Origin of the sequence: Botryobacter ruber, from assembly GCF_003347595.2 — a bacterium.
In the GTDB taxonomy this organism is placed as follows: domain Bacteria; phylum Bacteroidota; class Bacteroidia; order Cytophagales; family Hymenobacteraceae; genus Pontibacter; species Pontibacter ruber_A.
Genome location: NZ_QCZK02000036.1, coordinates 1 through 21,705, shown reverse-complemented (window position 1 = coordinate 21,705; position 21,705 = coordinate 1). Strand labels below are relative to the sequence as shown.

The following is a 21,705-nucleotide window of genomic DNA, read 5'->3' as shown; positions in this document are numbered from 1 at the left end:
TAGAGTAACTTGCCTCTTTAAATTAACCTAGTTATAACCAGCGCGTGACAGAAAGTATACATTTTGGGCATGATGCGCTGCAGCACCTGAAGGACCTGCTGCAGAACCGTGCTTTTTCGAAAGTGGTAGTGCTGTTAGACGAAAACACACTGCACCAGTGTTACCCGCGGGTAAAGCCTTACCTGCCGGAGCACCATCTTATCCAGATTAAGAGCGGCGAAGAACATAAAACCCTGCAAACCTGTGAGTTTATCTGGCAACGCATGACCGAACTGAACCTGGACCGCTGGGCGGTGCTCGTGAACCTGGGCGGCGGTGTGATTGGAGATATGGGTGGTTTCTGTGCAGCTGTTTTTAAGCGCGGTATTCACTTTGTGCAGGTGCCCACCACGCTGCTGTCGCAGGTAGACGCCAGTGTGGGCGGCAAAACCGGTATCGACTTCCATGGCCTGAAAAACCACCTGGGGGTGTACAAGGAGCCACAGGCGGTGTTCATCGATTCCGCTTTCCTGCAGACACTGCCGCCACAGCAGATCAAATCGGGGTATGCCGAAATCATAAAGCACTGGCTGATTGCCGATGCCGCCAAGTTTGAGGAGCAGCGTTACATTGGCCTTTTCACGGATAACTGGGATGAGCTGATCCAGCATTCGGTGTCCATAAAATCGGAAGTAGTGACAGCTGACCCTTTGGAAGGAGGCTACCGCAAGGTGCTGAACTTTGGCCATACGGTGGGGCATGCGGTGGAAACTTACCTGATGGACAAGCCCGGGCGGGAACTGCTGCACGGTGAGGCCATAGCGGTGGGGATGCTCTGCGAAGCTTACCTGTCTGTGAAAAAAGAACTGCTCACCAAAGAAGAGCTGGATAAGATAGAGACGTTCCTGGTTTCGGTTTACGAAAAAGTAACCATCACCGAAGAAGACCTGGCAGGCATCGCGGCGCTGGCCCTGCAGGATAAAAAGAATACGAAATCAACTATTAACTGTACCCTGTTGAAGGGCATCGGGCATGCGGTGTACGACCAGCCCATCACCTTGTCCGATATTCAGGAATCGTTACGCTATTATCAATTACTATGACCAAAGCTGTTACCCTTACGCATCCGACCGGGAACCTGAAGGGAAGTATAAAATTGCCTGCCTCCAAAAGCGAGGCAAACCGTGCTTTAATAATTGCGGCACTGTCTGGCGAAGCCTCTCAGTTGGATAACCTTTCTGAGGCCAACGACACCCAACTGCTGCAAAGGCTGCTGAAAAGTGATGCAGAAACCATTAACGCCGAAGACGCCGGAACCGTGATGCGCTTCCTGACCGGCTACTATGCTGTTACTGGTCAGCAGAAAATACTGACCGGCACACCCCGTATGTGTCAGCGTCCTATTAAGATATTGGTAGATGCCCTGCGTGAGTTGGGTGCCAACATTGAATATTTGGGCGAGGAAGGTTTTCCGCCCATGCGCATCGGGGGCTTTAAAGGCAGCGGTCAGAACAAACTGAAAGTGCGCAGCGATATCAGCAGCCAGTATATTTCGTCGCTGCTGATGGTGGGGCCACTGCTGCCAGAAGGCCTGGTGCTGGAGCTGGAAGGCAAAATCGGGTCAAGGCCTTATATCGAGATGACGCTGGCGCTGATGCAGCACTTTGGCGTTACTGCCGATTTTACGGACAACACTATCACCGTGCCGCACCAGCAGTATAAAGCTGCCAGTTACTCTGTGGAGTCGGATTGGTCGGCGTCGAGCTACTGGTACAGCATGGTGGCGTTGGCGAATGAGGCGGAGATAGAGCTGCTGGGCCTGCGTGAGAAATCGTTCCAGGGCGATAGCGCCATTGTTTCGATCATGGAGCACCTGGGCGTGCACACGGAGTTTACGGAGCGCGGTGTAAAACTGACCAAGCGCCGCCACGAGCACCACTTCGCCTACGACTTCTCCGACTGCCCCGACCTGGCGCAAACCATCGTGGCCTTATGCGCTGCCATGGGCGTGACACTGGAAGCAACCGGCCTGGAAAGTCTGCGCATCAAAGAAACTGACCGCATCCAGGCCCTGCAGATAGAGGTGCTGGCCCTGGGCTGTTCGTTCGAGGAAGTAACGGAAGGTGTTTTCCGGCTGAATCCGGGTTTCATCAACAGCGACAGCTTCACGTTCCGGACCTACGAAGATCACCGCATGGCGATGGCTTTTGCGCCAATGGCACTGTTACGACCAACTACTATCCTGGAGCCATCGGTGGTGCGTAAGTCGTACCCGCGGTATTGGGAAAACCTGGAGCAGGTGGGGTTTGAGCTGCAGAAGGAGGAATAGTTAGCAGTTTACTACTTCATATCTTTAGCGAAGTGCGAGGGGAAACCTTTGCACTTCGTTGTTTTTAACGATCAGGATTTGCTGCAGCTGCCACCATAGCTACTGCTCTTTTATACTGTTGCGCCTGCCTTTTCAATTACTTCCTGTAAATATGCAGGCGCGTGTAACAACCTGCTCCCATACCAGCTGAACATTTCCCCATCCACCGTCAGTACCTTTGCCTGCGGGCACAGCGCCTGGAATTCGGCAATATGTTTTTCCTTGAACGGGTAAGGCTCTGACGAGAGCAGGATCAGCTGCGGATTAGCCTGTTGCAGTTGCTCCGGCGTTACCTCCGGGTAGCGGGGCAGGTGGGCAAACACATTCCGGAAACCGCAACGCTGGAGCATGTGGTTGATGATGTTGTGGCTGCCAGCCGCCATGTAAGGTTTCCGCCAGATAAAATAAGCGGTGGAGACAGGTGGTGTAGCAGGTCGTAATGTTTCAAATCCAGCACTGATGCTTTCTGTCAGCTCCTTTGCCCTGGCTGCTGTGCCTGTTATTTCGCCCAACTGCTGTAGCATCTGCAGCGCGTCGTCCAGCGTGTAAATATCGCTCATCCACACCGGGTACTGCTGCCGGAGTTGCTCTATGCCTTCCTTATAATTTTCCTCTTTGTTGCCGATAATCAGGTCGGGCTGAAGGGCCGCAATGGCTTCGAAATCAAAATTCTTGGTGCCGCCAACTTTTGCCTTCTGCTTTAGCTGCTCTTCCGGGTGCACACAAAACTTGGTAACGCCCACTATTTGCTTTGCCAGGCCCAGGTCAAACAGGAGCTCGGTTTGCGATGGCACGAGCGAGAGCAGACGCTGTGGTGGCTGGTGCAGAACAATTTTCTGGCCCATCTGGTCGGTAAAGGTGCGGGGGAAGCTCATGCGGAGAAGTCGTTAAAAAGCCCCACAGGCAGATGGCTGCTGTGAGGCTTTTGGGGTTTTGGTGTCGGATTGCAAATCCGACAGGCTCAGTGAAGACGGGATTGCACATCCCGTCAAGCTAAACATTACATACTGGCAGTTATTCCTCTAGCTCAGGTAACGGAAATCCTGCTTGTCCTGGATGGCGAGCAGGGTTTCGTAGATGAGCTTGATCACGTTCTCCACGTCGTCTTTGTGCACGGTTTCTACGGTGGTGTGCATGTACTTGAGCGGGAGCGAGATGAGCGCTGAGGCTACCCCAGCGTTGGAGTAGGCAAAGGCGTCGGTATCGGTGCCGGTGGCGCGCGATACGGCGGAGCGCTGGAACGGAATTTTCTTGTCCTCGGCCGTCTGGATGATCAGGTCGCGCACGTTGTTCTGTACGGCCGGTCCGTAAGCTATTACAGGGCCTTTGCCGCAGTGGATGTCGCCGCTGGTTTTTTTGTCGTACATCGGCGACTGTGTGTCGTGGGTTACGTCGGTGATAATGGCTACATCCGGTTTAATGCGGTGCGCAACCATTTCAGCGCCGCGAAGGCCAACCTCTTCCTGCACGGCATTTACAATGTACAGCCCGAAAGGCAGCTGGTTGTTGTTCTCCTTCAGCAAACGGGCTACCTCTGCAATCATGTAGCCGCCAATGCGGTTGTCGAGGGCGCGGCCCACATAAAAGCGGTTGTTAAGTTCCGTGAACTCATCTTCGAATGTAACCACGGAGCCCACATGAATGCCCATCGCCTCTACTTCTTCTTTGTTAGATGCGCCGCAGTCCAGGAACACGGTTTCAATGGTTGGGGCTTTTTCGTTTTCCAGTTTGCGCACGTGAATGGCGGGCCACCCGAAAATTGCTTTCACGATTCCTTTTTTGGTGTGAATGTTTACCCGCTTGGAAGGAGCGATCAGGGCATCGGAGCCGCCGTTGCGCTTCAGGTAAATATAGCCTTCGCTGGTAATGTAGTTTACAAACCAGGAAATTTCATCGGCATGCGCTTCGATCACGACTTTGTATTCTGCTGCAGGATTTACCACACCCACTACAGTACCATAAGTGTCTACAAAATACTCATCGATGTAAGGTTTAATGTATTCCAGCCAAAGCTTCTGACCTTCTGCCTCGAAACCGGTGGGAGAGGCGTTGTTGAGATATTTCTCTAAAAATTCGTAATTATCTTTACCCATGTAGTTTATCGTATGATGAGAAAAGGTCCTGTGGTAGTTACGTGTATCTACCGATAAAGACCAACATTTATCTGAATATTTCTTTTTATATATATTATAAAGGAATGTTTCCGTGCTTCTTTCTGGGGACTTTCACTGCCTTATTCTCCAGCATTTTAAACGCCTTTATCAGCTTGGCTCTGGTTTGAGAAGGTAAAATTACTTCGTCCACAAAACCACGGTGAGCGGCACGATACGGCGTGGCGAATTTGTCTTTGTATTCCTGTACCTTTTCGGCCAGTTTGGTTTCCGGATCGTCGGCTGCGGCTATTTCGCGTTTAAAAATTATTTCGGCAGCTCCCTGGGCACCCATCACGGCAATTTCAGCGGTAGGCCAGGCGTAGTTCATATCGGCGCCAATGTGTTTGGAATTCATTACGTCGTAAGCGCCACCGTAGGCTTTACGGGTGATGACGGTGATGCGCGGCACGGTGGCTTCGCAAAAGGCATAGAGCAGTTTGGCGCCGTTTGTAATGATGCCGCGCCACTCCTGGTCGGTGCCGGGAAGGAAGCCGGGCACATCCTCGAGCACCAGCAGCGGGATGTTAAAACTGTCGCAGAAGCGGACGAAGCGGGCGGCCTTTGTGCTGGCATTGATATCGAGTACGCCGGCCAGTACGGCAGGCTGGTTGCCTACAATGCCAATGCTGCGGCCAGCCAGTCGGGCAAAGCCAACCACAATGTTCTCGCCAAAGTTTTTGTGCACTTCAAAAAACGAACCTTCATCAATTAGGCCCTCTATCACTTCGCGCATATCGTAGGGCTGGTTCGGGTTTTCCGGTACAATGGTGTTCAGAACGGATCTTGTTTCGTCGCCGCTAGCTTCGTAGGGGAGTGCAGGAGGAAGTTCTTCGCAGTTTTGTGGAATATAGGTCAGTAGCTTTTTGATGTAGTTGATGCACACCACCTCGTTGGCGCACGAAAAATGGGTAACGCCGCTTTTGGTGCTGTGGGTGCTGGCGCCCCCCAGTTCTTCGGAAGTAACAGTTTCGTGGGTAACGGTTTTTACTACGTTCGGTCCCGTTACAAACATGTAAGAGGTGTTCTCCACCATCAGGATAAAATCGGTAATAGCAGGCGAGTATACAGCGCCTCCTGCACACGGTCCCATAACGGCAGAAATCTGCGGAACAACGCCCGATGCCAGGGTGTTCCGGTAAAAAATATCGGCATACCCGCCCAGCGACATTACGCCTTCCTGGATGCGGGCTCCTCCCGAGTCGTTCAGGCCGATGACGGGAGCGCCATTGTTCATGGCCAGCTCCATGATCTTTACAATCTTTTCGGCATGGGTTTCGGACAGGGAGCCACCCAGTACGGTAAAGTCCTGCGAGAAAACATATACCAGTCTGCCATTGATGGTGCCGTAGCCGGTCACCACCCCGTCGCCCAGGTAATATTGCTTGTCCAGTCCAAAGTCTTTGGAGCGGTGCATTACAAACTTGCCTATTTCCTCGAACGAGTTTTCGTCCAGCAGAAGGTGGATACGCTCACGTGCGGTCAGTTTTCCTTTCGCATGCTGCGCCTTTATCCGCTCCTGGCCTCCGCCCAGCAATGCTTCAGCATTCTTGCGTTCCAGTGTCTGCAGATTGCGCTTTCTTATGTCTTCTGCCATATCGGATTGCCTGTCTTTATCGTTGTGTAACCTTCGAATTTCAAATATAAAAAGGATGTTGAATATTTTGTAATATTCCTGTGAAATATTCGGATAACATCTTGAACAGATATTGTTCTTTTGTGTTTTAGATACTTCAGGTAAAAAAAGAAGGGCTGCCCCAACAGGCAGCCCTTCTTTTTATTTTTATTCGGATTACTCGGATGACTTATCCTTACCAGAAGACTTGGACGGTTCCGGAGCAGCTTCGTCGGAAGCGCCCTGTGCTGAGCCATCGCCTTTCTTCGAGGTGAAAGTGAGTTTTTCTTCACCCTCTTTGTAGTCCACCTCAATTATGTCACCCTGGTTAACCTCTGCTTTCAGGATCTCCTCCGCAATCGGATCTTCGATGTACTTCTGAATCGCACGGTTCAACGGACGGGCGCCATACTTCGGATCGTAACCCTTTTCTGCTACAAAGTCTTTGGTTTTGTCAGTCAGTTTAATGGTATAGCCCAGTGTTTTCACACGTGCAAACAGCTTGCTGAGCGAGATCTCGATGATCTTGTGCATGTCTTCACGGTTAAGTGAGTTGAACACAATCACATCATCCAGACGGTTCAGGAACTCAGGAGAGAACGTTTTCTTCAGGGCACTGGCAATAGTGCCTTTCATAATATCGTCCACATTCTCCTGCTTGCTCTTCGACATGAAACCGATACCGGCTCCAAAATCCTGCAGGTCGCGGGCACCGATGTTCGAGGTCATGATAATGATCGTGTTACGGAAGTCGACCTTGCGGCCCAGTCCGTCCGTCAGGATACCATCGTCAAGTACCTGCAAGAGCAGGTTGTACACGTCCGGGTGCGCTTTCTCGATCTCGTCGAGCAGTACCACAGAGTAAGGCTTACGACGGATTTTCTCAGTCAGCTGACCCCCTTCTTCGTAGCCCACATATCCCGGAGGCGCACCCACTAAGCGCGATACGCTGAATTTCTCCATGTACTCACTCATGTCGATACGCACCAGCGAATCTTCTTTGTCGAACAGGTAGGTTGCCAGCACTTTAGCCAACTCAGTTTTACCTACACCTGTCGGGCCGAGGAACACGAACGAACCGATTGGTTTTTTCGGATCTTTCAGACCAACACGCGTACGCTGTATCGCTTTCACCAGCTGACCAATGGCTTTGTCCTGACCGATTACTTTGCCTTTCAGCTCTTCGGCCATGTTGAGCAGCTTCACGCCTTCGTTCTGGGCGATACGCTTCACCGGAATACCTGTCATCATGGCAATAACTTCTGCCACATTTTCCTCTTTTACGGTATAACGTTTCTTTTTGGTCTCTTCTTCCCAGTTACGTTTGGCCTGGTCGAGCTGGTCGATCAGTTTTTTCTCCTTATCGCGCAGCTGGGCGGCCTCTTCGTATTTCTGGCTTTTCACCACGCGGTTTTTCTCTACCTTGATGTTCTCGATCTGCTCTTCGAGCTTCAGGATATCATCGGGCACAATGATGTTGTTGATGTGCACACGGGCACCGGCTTCATCCAGGATGTCGATGGCTTTATCCGGCAGGAAACGGTCGCTCATGTAGCGGTCGCTCAACTTCACGCAGGCCTCAATGGCTTTATCGGTATAAATCACGTGGTGGTGATCCTGGTATTTGTCTTTGATGTTGTGCAGGATCTCCATGGTTTCCTCCGGTGTGGTAGGATCTACCATCACGATCTGGAAACGACGGGCCAGCGCGCCATCTTTCTCGATGTACTGGCGGTACTCATCCAGCGTGGTTGCGCCAATGCATTGGATTTCGCCACGGGCCAGGGCCGGTTTAAACATGTTGGAGGCATCGAGCGAGCCGGAGGCGCCACCGGCACCTACGATCGTATGCAGCTCGTCGATGAACAGGATCACGTCCGGGGACTTTTCCAGCTCGTTCATTACGGCTTTCATACGTTCTTCAAACTGGCCGCGGTACTTGGTGCCGGCTACCAGCGAAGCCAGGTCGAGGGTAACCACGCGCTTGTTAAAGAGCACACGGCTTACCTTTTTCTGCACAATGCGCAGGGCCAGGCCTTCGGCAATGGCTGTTTTACCAACACCAGGCTCACCAATCAGGATCGGGTTGTTCTTTTTGCGGCGGCTCAGGATCTGGGCCACGCGCTCAATTTCTTTTTCCCGGCCCACAATCGGGTCCAGTTTATCTTCTTCCGCGAGTTTGGTCAGGTCGCGGCCAAAGTTATCGAGCACCGGGGTGCGCGACTTTTCACCGGCTTTCTTGCTGGTGCTTCCGGCACGTGAAGAAGAACTGCCAAATAATTTGTCAGAATCATCAGAATCGTCGGTGTCGGACGATGCCAGTGGATTATTGCTTTGATAATCCAGAGAGTCTCTTATTGCTTCGTAGTTCACGTTAAACTTTGCTAAGATTTGAGAAGATATATTGTCTTCATCCCGCAGGATGGATAATAAGAGGTGCTCAGTACCAATAATATCGCTCTTGAAGATTTTAGCCTCCAGATACGTTATCTTCAGTACCTTCTCAGTCTGCTTCGTAAGCGGGATACTGCCGGTAATGTTGCTGTTCTGCGTTGCGGTGTTTCGGGTTGCTTGTTCCAAAGCATATTTTAATTCATCTATCGAAACGCCGAGCTTCTTCAGCAGACCAATGGCGGTACCTTCTCCTTCCCGAATCATGCCCAACACCAAATGTTCGGTTCCGATGTAGTCATGACCAAGTCGAATAGCTTCCTCACGGCTGAGCGAGATAACCTCTTTTACTCGGTTTGAGAATTTAGCTTCCATGTATACTATAATAATCTAAAAAATTGTAAAAACAGGTAAGGCGTATAAAGAAGCCTTTGATTCTGAAACAAACCGCAGCGCCTTATGTTCACCTTACGACAGCCTTATTGTAAGTAAGAAAGTGATCTTGGTCCTTGTGTAAACAACAAGTCAAGTATACTTAACTCTGTTGCAAAATGTTTGCCAAACACCTGACTATACGGTTTTACGTGCATTTTGTCAGGATAGATTTTAGGATGTATTCTATTTCTTAAATCTAACACATTTTCAGCTACCACCGGCTCGTATTTATCGGTAAACATCAGCGGTTTACTAATTTTAAGAAATTTTAAGTAAAGCCGCAACAGTTCGGTATTAAATTCAAATAAATATTTTGGCTGCTGCGCATACACTTCTTTAATGTAGTCGCTATAGAACTCAAAATAAGGCGCTTTGCCGTAAGCCGACTGGATCGTGCGCCAATGTACGTTCACCCACTTCTGGCCGTAATCAATCTCTATTTCGGTAATAAGGGTTTTTTCCTTGCTGCTGCCTTTAAGTATTGGGATGCTCAGCGCCTGTACGCCCTGGGCCGTGAGCACATGGCAGCGGTTGCGGTAGCTTTGCTTTACATAGTTCTCGTGCTGCTCCAGCATCAGGCTGTCGGCCCTGAGGGCATGCCAGAAATACTGCACGGGCGGGTTGTAGAGGGTTTCGGTTAAGAGAACCATGGAGTTTGGGAGTTAGAGAATTTGGGAGTTAAAGAGTTAGAAAGTTAGAGAGTTTGTAGGGGTTGGATACTTTCAACCCTGTTGTACTGCCTGATACGCGAAGTAAGCAGGAAATCTTAAATTTCATAATGCAGCTTATGTGCTGTAACTTTGGAGGGAGCTTCTGCTGCATGAAAAACCGACCTGATATACCACTCCGTTACTACCCGCTCTGGTTGCTGCTCAAGGGATTGTCGCTGCTGCCGTTACGTGTGCTGTACCTGCTGTCAGATTTTTTATACCTGCTGGTGTACTACCTTATTGGCTACCGCCGGAAGGTGGTGGACCAGAACCTGCGCAATTCCTTTCCGGAGAAAGGGGAGGAGGAGCGTAAGCTGATCGCGAAACAGTTCTACCGGCAGTTTGTGGACATCATCATCGAAATACTGAAACTCGGGTCGATGCGCAGGGAGGAGATGCGGCGGCGGATTCATTTTACCAACCAGGAGGTGCTGGATGAGTATGTGCAGCAGGGCACACCTGCCATTACGATGGGCGCCCATGCCGGCAACTGGGAGTGGATTCTTTCTGCCGGAGCCGTGCAGTTTGGTTTTCCGGCCGAAGGAATTTACAAGCCCCTGCATAACCGTTTCTTCGAAGCCTATATGCTCCACATCCGCTCACGGCTGGGCGCGCGCCTCATTCGCATGAAGGATACTATGCGCGATTTTATCCGTAACCGGCAGGTGCCCCGCGTTATAGCCATGCTCTCGGATCAGACGCCCCCGCTCGGGGAGGCGCAGTACTGGACAACTTTTATGAACCAGGACGCTGCTTTTTATGTAGGGGCCGAGAAACTGGCCAATACCTTTGGCTATCCGGTGCTTTATCTGGAGGTAACCCGTGCGAAACGCGGACATTATGTACTCACGTTTCACCCGATAGGAATGGGGAATAAGCAAGCGGCTGACGAAGGGGAATTCCCCATCACCGAAACGTTTGCCCGCATGCTGGAAGCAACCATCCGCCGCAACCCCGCTAGCTACCTCTGGACCCACCGCAGGTGGAAACACAGGAGAAGTTAGAAAGTTTAGGAGTTATAGAGTTTGGGAGTTTGGGAGTTAGAAAGTTAGAGAGTTTGGGAGGTAGAGAGGTAGAAAGGTAGAATTGGTAGGGGTTGAAGATTTTCAACCATAAACTTTATTTCTGCTCCTGCCACCACTGCCTCTGCGACCGCTGATGGTAGTGATGAAATGATTTTTGTGATTTTAAATTGGTCTGAATCAGGATTTTCAGAATTTTAGAATTTTCAGGATTGGGTTTGTCTGAATAATCTGTCTGAACAAGATTAAGAAGATTTAAGGAATAACAGGATTGGGATTTTAGTCTGTGGCCCGTGCAGGAGACGCGGGCATCGCGTCTCTGCAGCCGTACCCCCAACCTCTCTGCCTTTCTGGTACAGGGTTGAAAATGTTCAACCCCTACCAATTCTACCAATTCTACCTTTCTACCTTTCTACCTTTCTACCTCCCAAACTCTCTAACTATAAAAACTGTTCGATGTCGCCTGCGCCTTGCCGGAGTACTTCGAAGTTGTTGGAGGCGTCTACTACCGTGGAGGCTACATTGTTGCCATAGCCGCCGTCGATTACCAGGTCTACCAGGTTCTTGTACTTTTCGAAAATCAGTTCCGGGTCAGTGCTGTACTCTATTACTTCGTCATCGTCGTGGGTGGAGGTGGAGATGATGGGGTTGCCCAGTTCCTGCGCCAGCTGCAGGGCAATTTTATTGTCGGGTACCCGGATGCCGACCGTTTTTTTCTTGGAACCGGCGTAGCGGGGCACTTTGCTGCTGGCCTCCAGCACAAACGTAAACGGCCCCGGAAGCGCCTTTTTCATCACTTTATAAACCGGAGTTTCTATTCTGGCATAATCCGAAATGTGGGTAAGGTCGTAGCAAACGAAAGAAAGGTTCACTTTGTCGGGCTTCACACCCTTAATCTGGCACACGCGTTCCACCGCCCTTGCATTGTGGATGTCACAGCCAATGCCATAGATCGTGTCGGTGGGGTAGATCACGATTCCGCCGTTGCGTAAAATATCTACCGCCTCCCGTATCTTTTTTTCCTGTGGATTGTCGGGGTGGATTTTCATCAGAATAGCGTTGCTCATAGTTGTTCATGGTTAAAGTGAATGATGCTGCACATGCAGAAGCATAAGTTACACATACCGGCAATCAAGCGCAAACGTTTCGTCTGATATTGGAGGGAGAACCATAGTACTGATAGGCTAAATGTTAACAGTCTCGACGCTCGATCGGATATGGCTGTGTCGTAAATCCACTTAATTCCGGTTCAGGCAAAAAAGCTAATATGAAATCAATTGCATCATTTCATTCTAACATCAACGGTTCAGGCAGGAGCAGCAGTGGGAGTGGTGGCAGGAGCAGAACACTTTTGAGGCGCTTTTCTGTGCTGAACCAAGTATTTGTGACCGGAAATATGCTTTTGTTGGATGGGTAAACTTTAACGCAGGAAGCGTTGTTGTGCTGAGTACCACCGCATTGTGCCGTTTCTGAAAGCTGCGGCACGCCAGCCTCAGGCAGAGGCAGCTTTTGAAAATTTTGCGGGAATGCGTAAGAATAGTATTATTTTTGAAGTTCAGATAACAAAGGATGCAGCCTGAAGCTAGCTGCAAACAAAACAACTATGGCTAAGAAAGTCACGACTACTACCAGAAAAAGAAAAGAAAAAAGCATGCTGGTGCCGGGCATCATAGTGCTGCTCCTGTTCCTGTTTGTAAGTTTTTCGTACTACGCGTACCAGATTGTGTATACGCCGAACGTAGATACGAAAGGGGAAGAAGTATTTGTCTACATCCCGACAGGGGCCGATTACAAAGAGGCCCTGGATTCGGTGGAGGCTACCGGTGCGATCATAGACCCCTTGTCGCTGCGCTTTATGGCCAGGCTGATGGATTACGACGAGCTGGTGAAGCCGGGCCGCTACAAGATAGGGCATGGCTGGGGCAACCGCCAGTTAATAGGCGTGCTGCGCCTGGGCGAGCAGGACCCGGTGAACCTGACCTTCAACAACATCCGTCAGCGCAAAGACCTGGCTGCGAAACTGGCCGCCAGTGTGGAGCCTGATGCAGCCGAGATTGACAGCTTGCTCCGCGACCCGGACTACCTGCAAACACTTGGCTTCGATACCACCACGGTCGTGAGTATGTTTATCCCGAATACCTACCAGGTGTACTGGACCACCTCTGCCAAAGACCTGATCGACCGGATGAAGAAGGAGTACGATAAATTCTGGACAGCAGAGCGAAAAGCAAAAGCCGACAAACTTGGCCTGACGCCGCAGGAGGTGTCTACGCTGGCTTCTATTGTGCAGGCAGAGCAGGGCAAGCATGCCGACGAGCGTCCGCGTATTGCAGGCGTCTACCTGAACCGCCTGGAGCGCGGCATGCTGCTGCAGGCCGACCCGACCGTTGTGTTTGGCGTAGGCGACTTCACCATCCGGCGTGTGTTAAATGAGCACCTCCGTTACGACTCGCCTTACAATACCTATATGTACAAAGGCCTGCCTCCGGGGCCGATTAATGTTCCGGATATTTCCAGCATCGATGCCGTGCTGAATCCGGAGAAGCATGAGTACATTTATTTCTGCGCTAAAGACGATTTCTCCAGTTACCACGCCTTTGCCAGAACCGAAGCAGAGCATCTTGCCAACGCCAGGCGTTACCGCAAAGCGTTAACCGAACGAAACATTATGCGGTAGGGTGTGGTTATTAGTTGTTCGTTAATAGTTATTGGGGAGGTCATCGAAATCAGGACGTTTAGGAGTTAGAGCGTTAGCTGCACCTGCCTCCAGACCCTCTGCTCTTTTGTCTGAAACAGGATAAACAAATTACCAGGATGAAAGGCAATGGAGAAAGCAGTAGAAATAGTTTCCATAACTTTATAACTCCTGAACTTTCTAAATTTTAACTAACCTATGTTTGAATCAGAAGTGCAGATACGGGTACGCTATGCCGAAACAGACCAGATGGGCTATGTGTACTACGGCAATTATGCGGCGTATTACGAGGTAACCCGTACGGAAGTGTTCAGACGGCTGGGCATCAACTATAAGGAAATGGAGGCAGCCGGTACCATGATGCCGGTGCTGGAGTTGAAGTGCAAGTACATCCGTCCGGCCAAATACGACGACATGCTCACCATTAAGCTGTTCGTGAAGCACAAGCCAAAAGGATCGCGCATCCTGTTTGAGTACGAGGTGTATAACGAGGAGAAAATGTTGCTGAATGTGGGCGAAACCACCATGGTTTTCGTTGATATGAAAACAGGGCGGCCTAAAGCGGTTCCTGAATTTATTCATGAAAAGTTAGATCCCTATTTTACTGCATGAGGTTCAACCAGCAATATCTGAAGCGACGCAGAGCCTACCGCAAATTCATCATCTTCCTGAAGAGGTGGCGGTTTGGTGGTGGTCACTACTCTTTTTACGAAGTGGTGGACGTGCTGCTCGGCGAACTCAGGCTGGATTCCATAACCAAACGTGCCTCGTACATGGCCTTTAACTTTACGCTGGCCATTTTTCCGAGTATTATCTTTTTGTTTACCCTGATTCCCTATGTTCCGAGCGTGCTTTCGCTCGACCTGAACGAAAGTATCTTTAATTTCCTGAGCGATGTGCTGCCCGAGGAAATGTATTCCGCCGCCTACGGTACCATAGAAGATATTGTGAACAAGCCCCGCGGAGGCTTGTTGTCGTTCGGTTTCCTGTTCGCGCTGATCCTCTCCACCAACGGCATTATGTCGCTGATGGATGCCTTCGATAAAAAGTATAAAACCTTTTACAAGCGCCCCTACCTGCGCAAGCGCGTAATAGCCACGGTACTTACCGGAGCGCTCATGCTCATCCTGTTCCTGGCGGTGGCCATTATCTTTTTCGGGCAGTGGATACTGGATGTGCTGGTGTTTTACGAGATCGTGACGGAGAGCTATACCTACACCCTTATCGTTATGCTGAAGTACATTGCTGTCATCCTGCTGTTCCTGCTGGCTACCTCGCTTATATACTACTACGTGCCGGCAGTGGAAGATAAATGGCCCTTCTTTTCGGCAGGGGCCGTGGTGGCTACCGGGCTAATTTTTGTCGTGTCGATGATTTTCTCGATGTACATCAGCGCCTTCGATTCTTACAACAAATTCTACGGGTCTATCGGAGCGCTCATCGGTCTGATGGTGTGGCTCGACTTTATTTCAATGATCCTCATTCTAGGCTTCGAAATAAATGTGAGCATCGACAGCGTGACCAAACGCCTTACCACCAAAAGCGCGCGAGGCAGTATTGCTCACTAAAAAGTCTGCTGCACCTGCCACCATTCCCGCTGCTGCATTGGTTTGGCTAAAAACAGCTGAACTTTGTTAAGCAAACTCATGTAAGAGGTTTAGGGAAAGCGGGAAGTGAAAAAATGTGGTTCAGAATCAATTGTTTAGGTTGCAGGAGCATAAAACTGTTAAAAAATATTGTCGTATAGTTTTGATAATTGAGCGCCGTGCTATACTTTTGTGCTCATAATACAGAGAGGTGGCAGAGTGGTCGATTGCGGCGGTCTTGAAAACCGTTGACTGTAACAGGTCCGGGGGTTCGAATCCCTCCCTCTCTGCTGGTAATGCTACCAAATGCAGTGAAAAGCCCGTAAATCGTAGGATTTCGGGCTTTTTTGTTTTTACACCCCCGCTAAAACATTCAGATTTTCTCAATCCTTAGGGGTTCTATTCGGTTACCCGAAATTAATTTTCTTCCGGGTAACCGAATTCCTTGTAAGATTTTGGCTTTCAGTAAGATGTACAGGATTTGTACATCTTGTGGAGCCTTGGTTCAACTATTATTTTTAACCAATGAAAGGAGAAAACGGAATGGACACAAAAATCAGCATCCTGTTTTACGGCAAGACAGCCAAAACTACCAAAGACAATCTACTGCCCATCTACCTGCGCGTGACCATCAATGGCAAGCGGTTTGAAACCAGTACACACAGGCACATCACCCCAAGCAAATGGTCTGTTGAGGCAGGACGTGTGAAAGGCAATTCAGAAGAAGCCCGCAGCATTAACACCTACCTGGATACGCTCAGATCGCAGGTGTATGCCTACCAAAGCGAGCTGCTGAAATTGGGGAAACCGGTAACGGTGGAGACTTTCCGGGAAAAATGGCTGGGCATAGAGGAGAAGCCTGTTATGCTGCTGGAGGTATTCCAAAAGCACAACGACCAGGTAGAGAAGCTGGTGGGAAAGGATTTCGCCCCAGGAACACTGGAGCGGTATAAGACATCCCTTCAGCACACCCGTAATTTTATTCTGTGGAAGTATCAGGAAGAGGATATCAATATTAAGAGACTAAACTATGGTTTTATTTCAGACTATGAGTTCTGGCTCAAGTCGGTCAGAAGCTGTTCCCACAACACCACCATGAAATACCTGGCCAACTTCAAGAAGGTGATTCATATTTGCCTGAAGAACGGATGGCTGCAGCGGGACCCTTTTACAGGTTTTAAATTTGCGAAGAAGGAAGTGGTGCGGGAATTCCTGACGAAAGAGGAGTTGCAGAAGATGGCGGCCAAAGAGTTTGAGATGGAGCGCCTGGAGCAGGTGCGCGACATTTTTTTGTTCAGTTGCTTTACCGGCCTGGCTTATGCTGATGTGCATAAACTGAAGCGCTCGGAAATTGTGACCGGTCTGGATGGGGAGAAGTGGATATACACCAGCCGCCAGAAAACTGATACTACCTCCCGGATTCCTTTGCTGCCAACAGCTCAAACGTTACTGGAGAAGTACAGGGAGCATCCTCAGTGTGTGAACCAGGATAAGGTGCTGCCGGTGCTGAGCAATCAGAAAATGAACGCCTACCTGAAAGAGATAGCAGATGTGTGCGGCATTCGCAAAAGCCTGACCTTCCACATTGCCCGCCATACCTTCGCTACGACTGTTACGCTCTCCAATGGCGTGCCTATCGAGTCGGTGAGCCGGATGCTGGGGCATACGAACCTGAAAACGACACAGCATTACGCCAAGATTCTGGATAAGAAAGTAAGTGAGGATATGCAGATGCTGCGGCAGAAGCTGGTGAGTTTGTAAGCTGTATTGCAAAATCTTATAAGCAGGAGGGGCTGTTCAGGATGAAGGAGCAGTCCCTTTTTTATTTTTGCGTGTCCTCGCTGAGCGGTAACGTAAGGTGTTGGCTCGGAAACATTTTTCTACCTGTCACACGAAAGGAGCAGAGGCTATGGTGGCAGCTGCAGAACTCTTTTTGTTACTGTTTTTTATGTTAAACCTGTTTATTTTCAGATTTCTCCTTTATTTATTACTAAAATACTATATATTTAGCTCATTAATGTGATAACACAATACTGCCCTGGCTCCTGCTGAACCTATGAACCAAAATCCCGAACAGATTGCCCGTGACTATATCGACAAGCTGTTGGTAGCTTCAGGCTGGCTGATTCAGGACAAGAAGAAAATCAATTTAGCTGCCGCAACAGGCATCGCAGTAAAAGAATACCTTACCGATGTAGGCCCTGCCGATTATGTGCTGTTCGTGGATAAAAAGCCGGTCGGTATTATCGAAGCGAAGCGCGAGGAAGAGGGCCTGAAGCTGACGGCGCACGAAGAACAGTCCACGGACTATGCCACGGCCAAGCTGAAGTACATCAACAACGGACCGCTGCCCTTTGTGTACGAAAGCACCGGCAACGTCACCCGCTTCACCGATTACCGCGATCCCAAACCCCGTTCCCGCCCCGTCTTCACCTTTCACCGGCCCGAGACTTTTCAGAAATGGCTGAAGGAAGAAAAGACGCTGCGCGGCCGCTTCTGCGACATACCGGAGCTGCCGGAAACGGGTCTGCGCGAGTGCCAGGTACAGGCCATCACCAACCTCGAGAAGTCGTTCCGGGAATTCCGGCCGAAGGCGCTGATTCAGATGGCGACCGGCTCGGGCAAAACCTTTACGGCCATCACGGCTATTTACCGCCTGCTCAAATTTGCCAAAGCTAAACGCATTCTGTTCCTCGTCGATACCAAGAACCTGGGCGAGCAGGCCGAGCAGGAGTTTAAGAAGTACGAGCCGCAGGACGACAACCGCCTCTTCCCGGAGCTCTATGGTGTTACCCGCCTGAGCAGCTCCTTTGTGCCCACCGACAGCGAGGTGTACATCAGTACGATTCAGCGGCTGTATTCCATCCTGAAAGGCACACCGCTGGACGAGCGCGACGAGGAAGAGAACCCGAACGAAGGCAAATGGCAACCGAAGGAACCCCTGCCGGTGGTGTACAACGAAAAGGTGCCGATGGAGTTTTTCGACTTTATCGTGATAGACGAGTGCCACCGCAGCATCTACAACCTCTGGAAACAGGTGCTCGATTATTTCGATGCCTTCCAGGTGGGCCTCACCGCCACGCCCGACAACCGCACCTTCGGCTACTTTAACCAGAACCTGGTGTGCGACTACGGCTACCAGCGGGCGGTGGAAGACGGGGTGCTGGTGCCTTACAACGTTTTCGAGATTGTAACGAAAGTAACGCAGGGCGGCGCCAAGCTGGAGCTGGGTGAATATGTGGGCACCCGTGAAAAGCTGACCCGCAAACAGTTCTGGAACACGCTCGACGAGGAGGTGGAATACAAGGCAACGCAGCTCGACGACAAAGTCGTAAACGTGAACCAGATTCGCCTCATCGCCAAAGCCGTGCGCGATAACCTGCTGCACATGTTCCCCGACCGGCTCGATAAGGACGGCAAATTTGAAGTGCCCAAAATGCTCATCTTCGCCAAAAGCGACAGCCACGCCGACGACATCATTAACATTGTGCGGGAAGAGTTTGCCGAGGAAAACAAGTTCTGCAAAAAGATAACCTACCGCTCCGACGAAGACCCCAAAAGCGTGCTGCAGCAGTTCCGCAACAGCTACTACCCGCGTGTGGCCGTAACCGTAGATATGATTGCCACCGGCACCGACATCCGGCCGCTGGAGGTGCTGCTCTTTATGCGCGACGTGAAAAGCCGCAGCTATTACGAGCAGATGAAAGGCCGCGGCACCCGCACCTGCTCCCTCGAAGAACTCAAAGCCACCGGCACCCCGTCCGCTCGCTTCACCAAAGACCATTTCGTGATCATCGATGCCATTGGCGTGGAGAAGAGCCGCAAAACCGACAGCCGCCCCCTGGAGAAAAAGCCGGGCCTGTCGCTCAAGGAGGTGCTGGAAGGCATTGCCATGGGCAACACCGAAGAGGCCATGCTTAGTACGCTGGCCAACCGCCTCATCCGGCTCGACAAGCAGCTGAACGAAAAGGAGAAAACAACTTTTGCCGAAAAAGCAGGCGGCCAGTCTATCAACCAGGTGGTAAAGCAGCTCCTGCACGCCCACGACCCGGACACGGTAGAGGCCATCACGCAGCAGGTAAAAGCCGAAAACCCCGGTGCTGCACCTGCCACCATTGCCTCACAAGCAGCAGAACGGCACCAGGAACTGGTAGAGCAGGCTGTGGCGGTGTTTAACGATTTCGAGCTGCGCGACTTTATCATCGACATCCGCAAAAAGTACGACCAGATTATCGACCACATCAACCCCGACGAACTGGTGACCATTGGCTGGGTAAAAGACAACAAAGCGGACGCCGAAAACCTGGTGGCCGATTTCCGGGGCTGGATAGAAACCCATAAAAACGAAATCGTAGCTTTGCAGCTCTTTTACGGGCAGCCCTACCAGCGGCGCGCCCTCACCTTCCGGATGCTGAAGGACCTGGTGGAGACGATAAAAAACGCCAAACCCACCCTGGTGCCGCTTAACATCTGGCGGGCCTACGAGCAGCTGGAAAAAGTAAACGGCCAGCCCAAAAACGAGCTGATGGCCCTGGTGGCGCTCATCCGCCGGGTAAGCGGCCTCGACGACACCCTGACCGCCTACGACAAAACCGTGGACCGCAACTTCCAGGACTGGGTGTTTAAAAAGCAGGCTGGTAACCTGAAGTTTACCGAAGAGCAGATGGCCTGGCTCCGCATGATAAAAGAATACATCGCCAACAGCTTCCACATCGACCGCGACGATTTCGACCTGAGCCCTTTTAACGCGCACGGTGGGCTGGGGAAATTGTGGCAGCTGTTTGGGGAAAAGACGGATGAAATTTTAAATGAATTGAACGAAGAGTTAGCAGCGTAAATGGAATTAGAAGTAACAGATGCTGAGAGTGCTATTGCAAAACGATGGAAGCTCGTAAAGTTAAAAGATTTATGTAAAGAAAAAGAAGGCTTAAGAAGAGGACCCTTTGGAAGTGCTATTAAGAAAGAGTTTTTTGTACAAGATGGCTATAAAGTATATGAGCAGTCAAATGCTATTTATGATGATGTAGAAAGAGGAAGGTATTTTATATCGGAAGAAAAGTATCAAGAGCTAATAAACTTCAATGTTATTCCTGGAGATCTTATTGTAAGCTGTTCAGGCACGCTTGGTAGAATAGCTGAAATTCCATCTAAAGCAAAACCAGGTGTAATCAATCAGGCTCTATTAAGAATTAGGCTTCTAGATCAGGTTATTTTTAAAAAGTACTTTTTGTATTACTTCCGTTCAGCTGCTTTTCAAAGGAAGATCTTTGATCAATCTCAAGGAACTGCAATGTCAAACCTGATTGGCATCAAAGATTTTAAAGAAATCGAAGTTTTACTTCCATCGCTTTCCGAACAACGAGAAATCGTTGCCAAACTAGAAGAACTATTCAGCGAGTTAGACAAAGGCAAAGAGCAATTAGAAACCGCACGGCAGCAACTAAAAGTATATCGGCAGGCTGTTCTGAAGTGGGCTTTTGAAGGGAGGTTTACTAATCCAGAGGTTAAAGAAGGTGAGCTGTCGGAGGGGTGGAAGTGGGTGAAGTTAAAGGAAGTAGCAACAGATATTTCAGATGGTGATCATCAGCCACCTCCCAAAACAACTACGGGCGTTCCATTCATTACAATTTCCAATATCAATAAAAGTACTAACACAATAGAATTCTCAAATACATTTACAGTTAGTGAAGAATATTATAAAAATTTAAAACAAAACAGGAAGCCGACCAAGGGTGATATCTTATATACAGTTACTGGTTCCTTTGGAATTCCTGTGCTTGTAGATTTTGAAAAAGATTTTTGTTTTCAACGTCATATTGGATTGATTAGACCATTGGAGACCATTAATCAAAAATGGTTATTTTATCTTCTTCAATCACCAGTAGTATACCATCAAGCTAAAGCAACTGCTACTGGAACAGCACAGAAAACTGTTTCTCTCAAATCACTTCGAAATTTTGATATTCCTTTTGCTCCTTGTGAAGAACAATACCAGATAGTTCAGGAAATAGAAAGCCGACTGAGTGTATGTGATAAAGTGGAGGAAACTATTAACCAAAGTTTGCTACAGGCTGAGACGCTACGGCAAAGTATTTTGAAGCGGGCGTTTGAGGGGAAGCTGGTGAAGGCAAGTCAAATGGCTATAGCGATTATTAACGAAACCTTAGTGTAACGAATTTATCATTATTATGTCAAATCATATTATAGATTTCGAAGGAGCTCAACTTGAACATCTTCATGAACTATTCAAAAAGATAGCAGAAGGCAATGTGATTTTGTTTTTAGGAGCAGGGGCATCAGTCACTGATGAAAAAAAGTTTATGAGCTATGAAGTAATGGAGCTGTACCAAACCAAATTAGGTCGTGATTTTGGAACAAAAGATATCGTTGAATTCGTGGATATGCTTCAAGAGCAAAGGGATCTTTCTAGAAAAGACTTCGATAATTTTGTAGACAGTTTATTAAGACGATTACCAGTTACGGAGGCTCATAAAACCCTTGCTTCAATTCCCTGGCGTCAAATCATTACTACAAATTATGACTTATTAGTTGAACGAGCATTTGATGAAGTTGCAAATACATCAAATGAGAAGTTTAAATTAATTCGAGTGAGAAAAAAACAAGAGTATAGCTTCCATACAGCAAACAATGAAGTCAAGTATATAAAGCTTAATGGAAGTATTGAAGATAAGAAAGAATATCCATTAGTATTTTCCTCTAATGATTTCAAAGAAGCTCGAAAGTTTTATAAAAT

At 49.4% G+C, this 21,705-nt stretch carries 16 protein-coding genes and 1 tRNA gene; 11 read left to right on the top strand and 6 right to left on the bottom strand.

Annotation, left to right across the window (positions count from 1 at the left end):
• Positions 1-44: 44 nt before the first annotated feature.
• Positions 45-1,082: a 3-dehydroquinate synthase gene (gene aroB / locus DCW36_RS10685; protein ID WP_114784144.1), complete on the top strand. Its 1,038-nt coding sequence runs from the start codon at positions 45-47 to the stop codon at positions 1,080-1,082.
• A complete protein-coding gene (locus DCW36_RS10680; protein ID WP_114784142.1) occupies positions 1,079-2,308 on the top strand; it encodes a 3-phosphoshikimate 1-carboxyvinyltransferase in 1,230 nt (409 codons plus the stop codon). Before aroB ends, DCW36_RS10680 begins: the two co-directional genes overlap by 4 nt.
• 110 nt (positions 2,309-2,418) lie before the next feature.
• Here DCW36_RS10680 and DCW36_RS10675 read toward each other — a convergent pair whose 3' ends face one another.
• The 5 genes from DCW36_RS10675 to DCW36_RS10655 all read right to left on the bottom strand — a co-directional run bounded on the left by DCW36_RS10675 (position 2,419) and on the right by DCW36_RS10655 (position 9,588).
• Positions 2,419-3,222 carry an ABC transporter substrate-binding protein gene (locus tag DCW36_RS10675; protein ID WP_240676131.1) on the bottom strand — a complete coding sequence of 268 codons (804 nt, stop codon included), beginning with the start codon at positions 3,220-3,222 and terminating at the stop codon, positions 2,419-2,421.
• Positions 3,223-3,369: 147 nt separating this feature from the next.
• On the bottom strand, positions 3,370-4,440 hold the full coding sequence (locus DCW36_RS10670) for a M42 family metallopeptidase (protein WP_114784140.1): 1,071 nt from the start codon (positions 4,438-4,440) through the stop codon (positions 3,370-3,372).
• Positions 4,441-4,534: 94 nt separating this feature from the next.
• Positions 4,535-6,094, bottom strand: coding sequence for an acyl-CoA carboxylase subunit beta (locus DCW36_RS10665; RefSeq protein ID WP_114784138.1), 1,560 nt, complete (start codon positions 6,092-6,094; stop codon positions 4,535-4,537).
• A 195-nt stretch (positions 6,095-6,289) separates the two neighbouring features.
• A complete protein-coding gene (locus DCW36_RS10660) occupies positions 6,290-8,878 on the bottom strand; it encodes an ATP-dependent Clp protease ATP-binding subunit (protein WP_114784136.1) in 2,589 nt (862 codons plus the stop codon).
• Positions 8,879-8,982: 104 nt separating this feature from the next.
• The gene (locus tag DCW36_RS10655; protein ID WP_114784134.1) at positions 8,983-9,588 is read right to left on the bottom strand and encodes a WbqC family protein; all 606 of its coding nucleotides are present in this window, start codon (positions 9,586-9,588) and stop codon (positions 8,983-8,985) included.
• Positions 9,589-9,758: 170 nt separating this feature from the next.
• Here DCW36_RS10655 and DCW36_RS10650 point away from each other — a divergent pair, with 170 nt between their 5' ends.
• Positions 9,759-10,652 (top strand): lysophospholipid acyltransferase family protein, encoded by an 894-nt coding sequence (locus tag DCW36_RS10650; RefSeq protein ID WP_114784132.1) that lies wholly within the window; start codon positions 9,759-9,761, stop codon positions 10,650-10,652.
• Between the two features lie 458 nt (positions 10,653-11,110).
• Here DCW36_RS10650 and DCW36_RS10645 read toward each other — a convergent pair whose 3' ends face one another.
• Positions 11,111-11,737 (bottom strand): L-threonylcarbamoyladenylate synthase, encoded by a 627-nt coding sequence (locus tag DCW36_RS10645; protein WP_114784130.1) that lies wholly within the window; start codon positions 11,735-11,737, stop codon positions 11,111-11,113.
• Positions 11,738-12,273: 536 nt separating this feature from the next.
• On the opposite strand from DCW36_RS10645, the gene mltG reads away from it, so the two are divergent.
• From mltG to DCW36_RS10605, 8 genes are all read left to right on the top strand, one after another.
• The gene (gene mltG / locus DCW36_RS10640; protein WP_240676130.1) at positions 12,274-13,347 is read left to right on the top strand and encodes an endolytic transglycosylase MltG; all 1,074 of its coding nucleotides are present in this window, start codon (positions 12,274-12,276) and stop codon (positions 13,345-13,347) included.
• 216 nt (positions 13,348-13,563) lie between these two features.
• A complete protein-coding gene (locus DCW36_RS10635) occupies positions 13,564-13,977 on the top strand; it encodes an acyl-CoA thioesterase (RefSeq protein WP_114784128.1) in 414 nt (137 codons plus the stop codon).
• Positions 13,974-14,933 (top strand): YihY/virulence factor BrkB family protein, encoded by a 960-nt coding sequence (locus tag DCW36_RS10630; protein ID WP_114784126.1) that lies wholly within the window; start codon positions 13,974-13,976, stop codon positions 14,931-14,933. Before DCW36_RS10635 ends, DCW36_RS10630 begins: the two co-directional genes overlap by 4 nt.
• A 223-nt stretch (positions 14,934-15,156) precedes the next feature.
• Positions 15,157-15,241: transfer RNA gene (locus DCW36_RS10625), tRNA-Ser, on the top strand.
• Positions 15,242-15,476: 235 nt separating this feature from the next.
• Entirely contained in the window at positions 15,477-16,712 is a 1,236-nt protein-coding gene (locus tag DCW36_RS10620; RefSeq protein ID WP_240676129.1) for a site-specific integrase, read from the top strand.
• Between the two features lie 295 nt (positions 16,713-17,007).
• Positions 17,008-19,788, top strand: coding sequence for a type I restriction endonuclease subunit R (locus DCW36_RS10615; RefSeq protein ID WP_114784124.1), 2,781 nt, complete (start codon positions 17,008-17,010; stop codon positions 19,786-19,788).
• Positions 19,789-21,123: a restriction endonuclease subunit S gene (locus tag DCW36_RS10610; protein WP_114784122.1), complete on the top strand. Its 1,335-nt coding sequence runs from the start codon at positions 19,789-19,791 to the stop codon at positions 21,121-21,123.
• 16 nt (positions 21,124-21,139) lie between these two features.
• On the top strand, positions 21,140-21,705 hold a 566-nt coding region (locus DCW36_RS10605; RefSeq protein WP_164891102.1), incomplete at its 3' end, for an SIR2 family protein.

Coding starts and splice junctions, on each gene's coding strand:
- DCW36_RS10680 (WP_114784142.1), top strand. CDS start 1,079: ATGACCAAAGCTGTTACCCTTACGCATCCGACCGGGAACCTGAAGGGA.
- DCW36_RS10675 (WP_240676131.1), bottom strand. CDS start 3,222: ATGAGCTTCCCCCGCACCTTTACCGACCAGATGGGCCAGAAAATTGTT.
- DCW36_RS10670 (WP_114784140.1), bottom strand. CDS start 4,440: ATGGGTAAAGATAATTACGAATTTTTAGAGAAATATCTCAACAACGCC.
- DCW36_RS10665 (WP_114784138.1), bottom strand. CDS start 6,094: ATGGCAGAAGACATAAGAAAGCGCAATCTGCAGACACTGGAACGCAAG.
- DCW36_RS10660 (WP_114784136.1), bottom strand. CDS start 8,878: ATGGAAGCTAAATTCTCAAACCGAGTAAAAGAGGTTATCTCGCTCAGC.
- DCW36_RS10655 (WP_114784134.1), bottom strand. CDS start 9,588: ATGGTTCTCTTAACCGAAACCCTCTACAACCCGCCCGTGCAGTATTTC.
- DCW36_RS10650 (WP_114784132.1), top strand. CDS start 9,759: ATGAAAAACCGACCTGATATACCACTCCGTTACTACCCGCTCTGGTTG.
- DCW36_RS10645 (WP_114784130.1), bottom strand. CDS start 11,737: ATGAGCAACGCTATTCTGATGAAAATCCACCCCGACAATCCACAGGAA.
- mltG (WP_240676130.1), top strand. CDS start 12,274: ATGGCTAAGAAAGTCACGACTACTACCAGAAAAAGAAAAGAAAAAAGC.
- DCW36_RS10635 (WP_114784128.1), top strand. CDS start 13,564: ATGTTTGAATCAGAAGTGCAGATACGGGTACGCTATGCCGAAACAGAC.
- DCW36_RS10630 (WP_114784126.1), top strand. CDS start 13,974: ATGAGGTTCAACCAGCAATATCTGAAGCGACGCAGAGCCTACCGCAAA.
- DCW36_RS10620 (WP_240676129.1), top strand. CDS start 15,477: ATGAAAGGAGAAAACGGAATGGACACAAAAATCAGCATCCTGTTTTAC.
- DCW36_RS10615 (WP_114784124.1), top strand. CDS start 17,008: ATGAACCAAAATCCCGAACAGATTGCCCGTGACTATATCGACAAGCTG.
- DCW36_RS10610 (WP_114784122.1), top strand. CDS start 19,789: ATGGAATTAGAAGTAACAGATGCTGAGAGTGCTATTGCAAAACGATGG.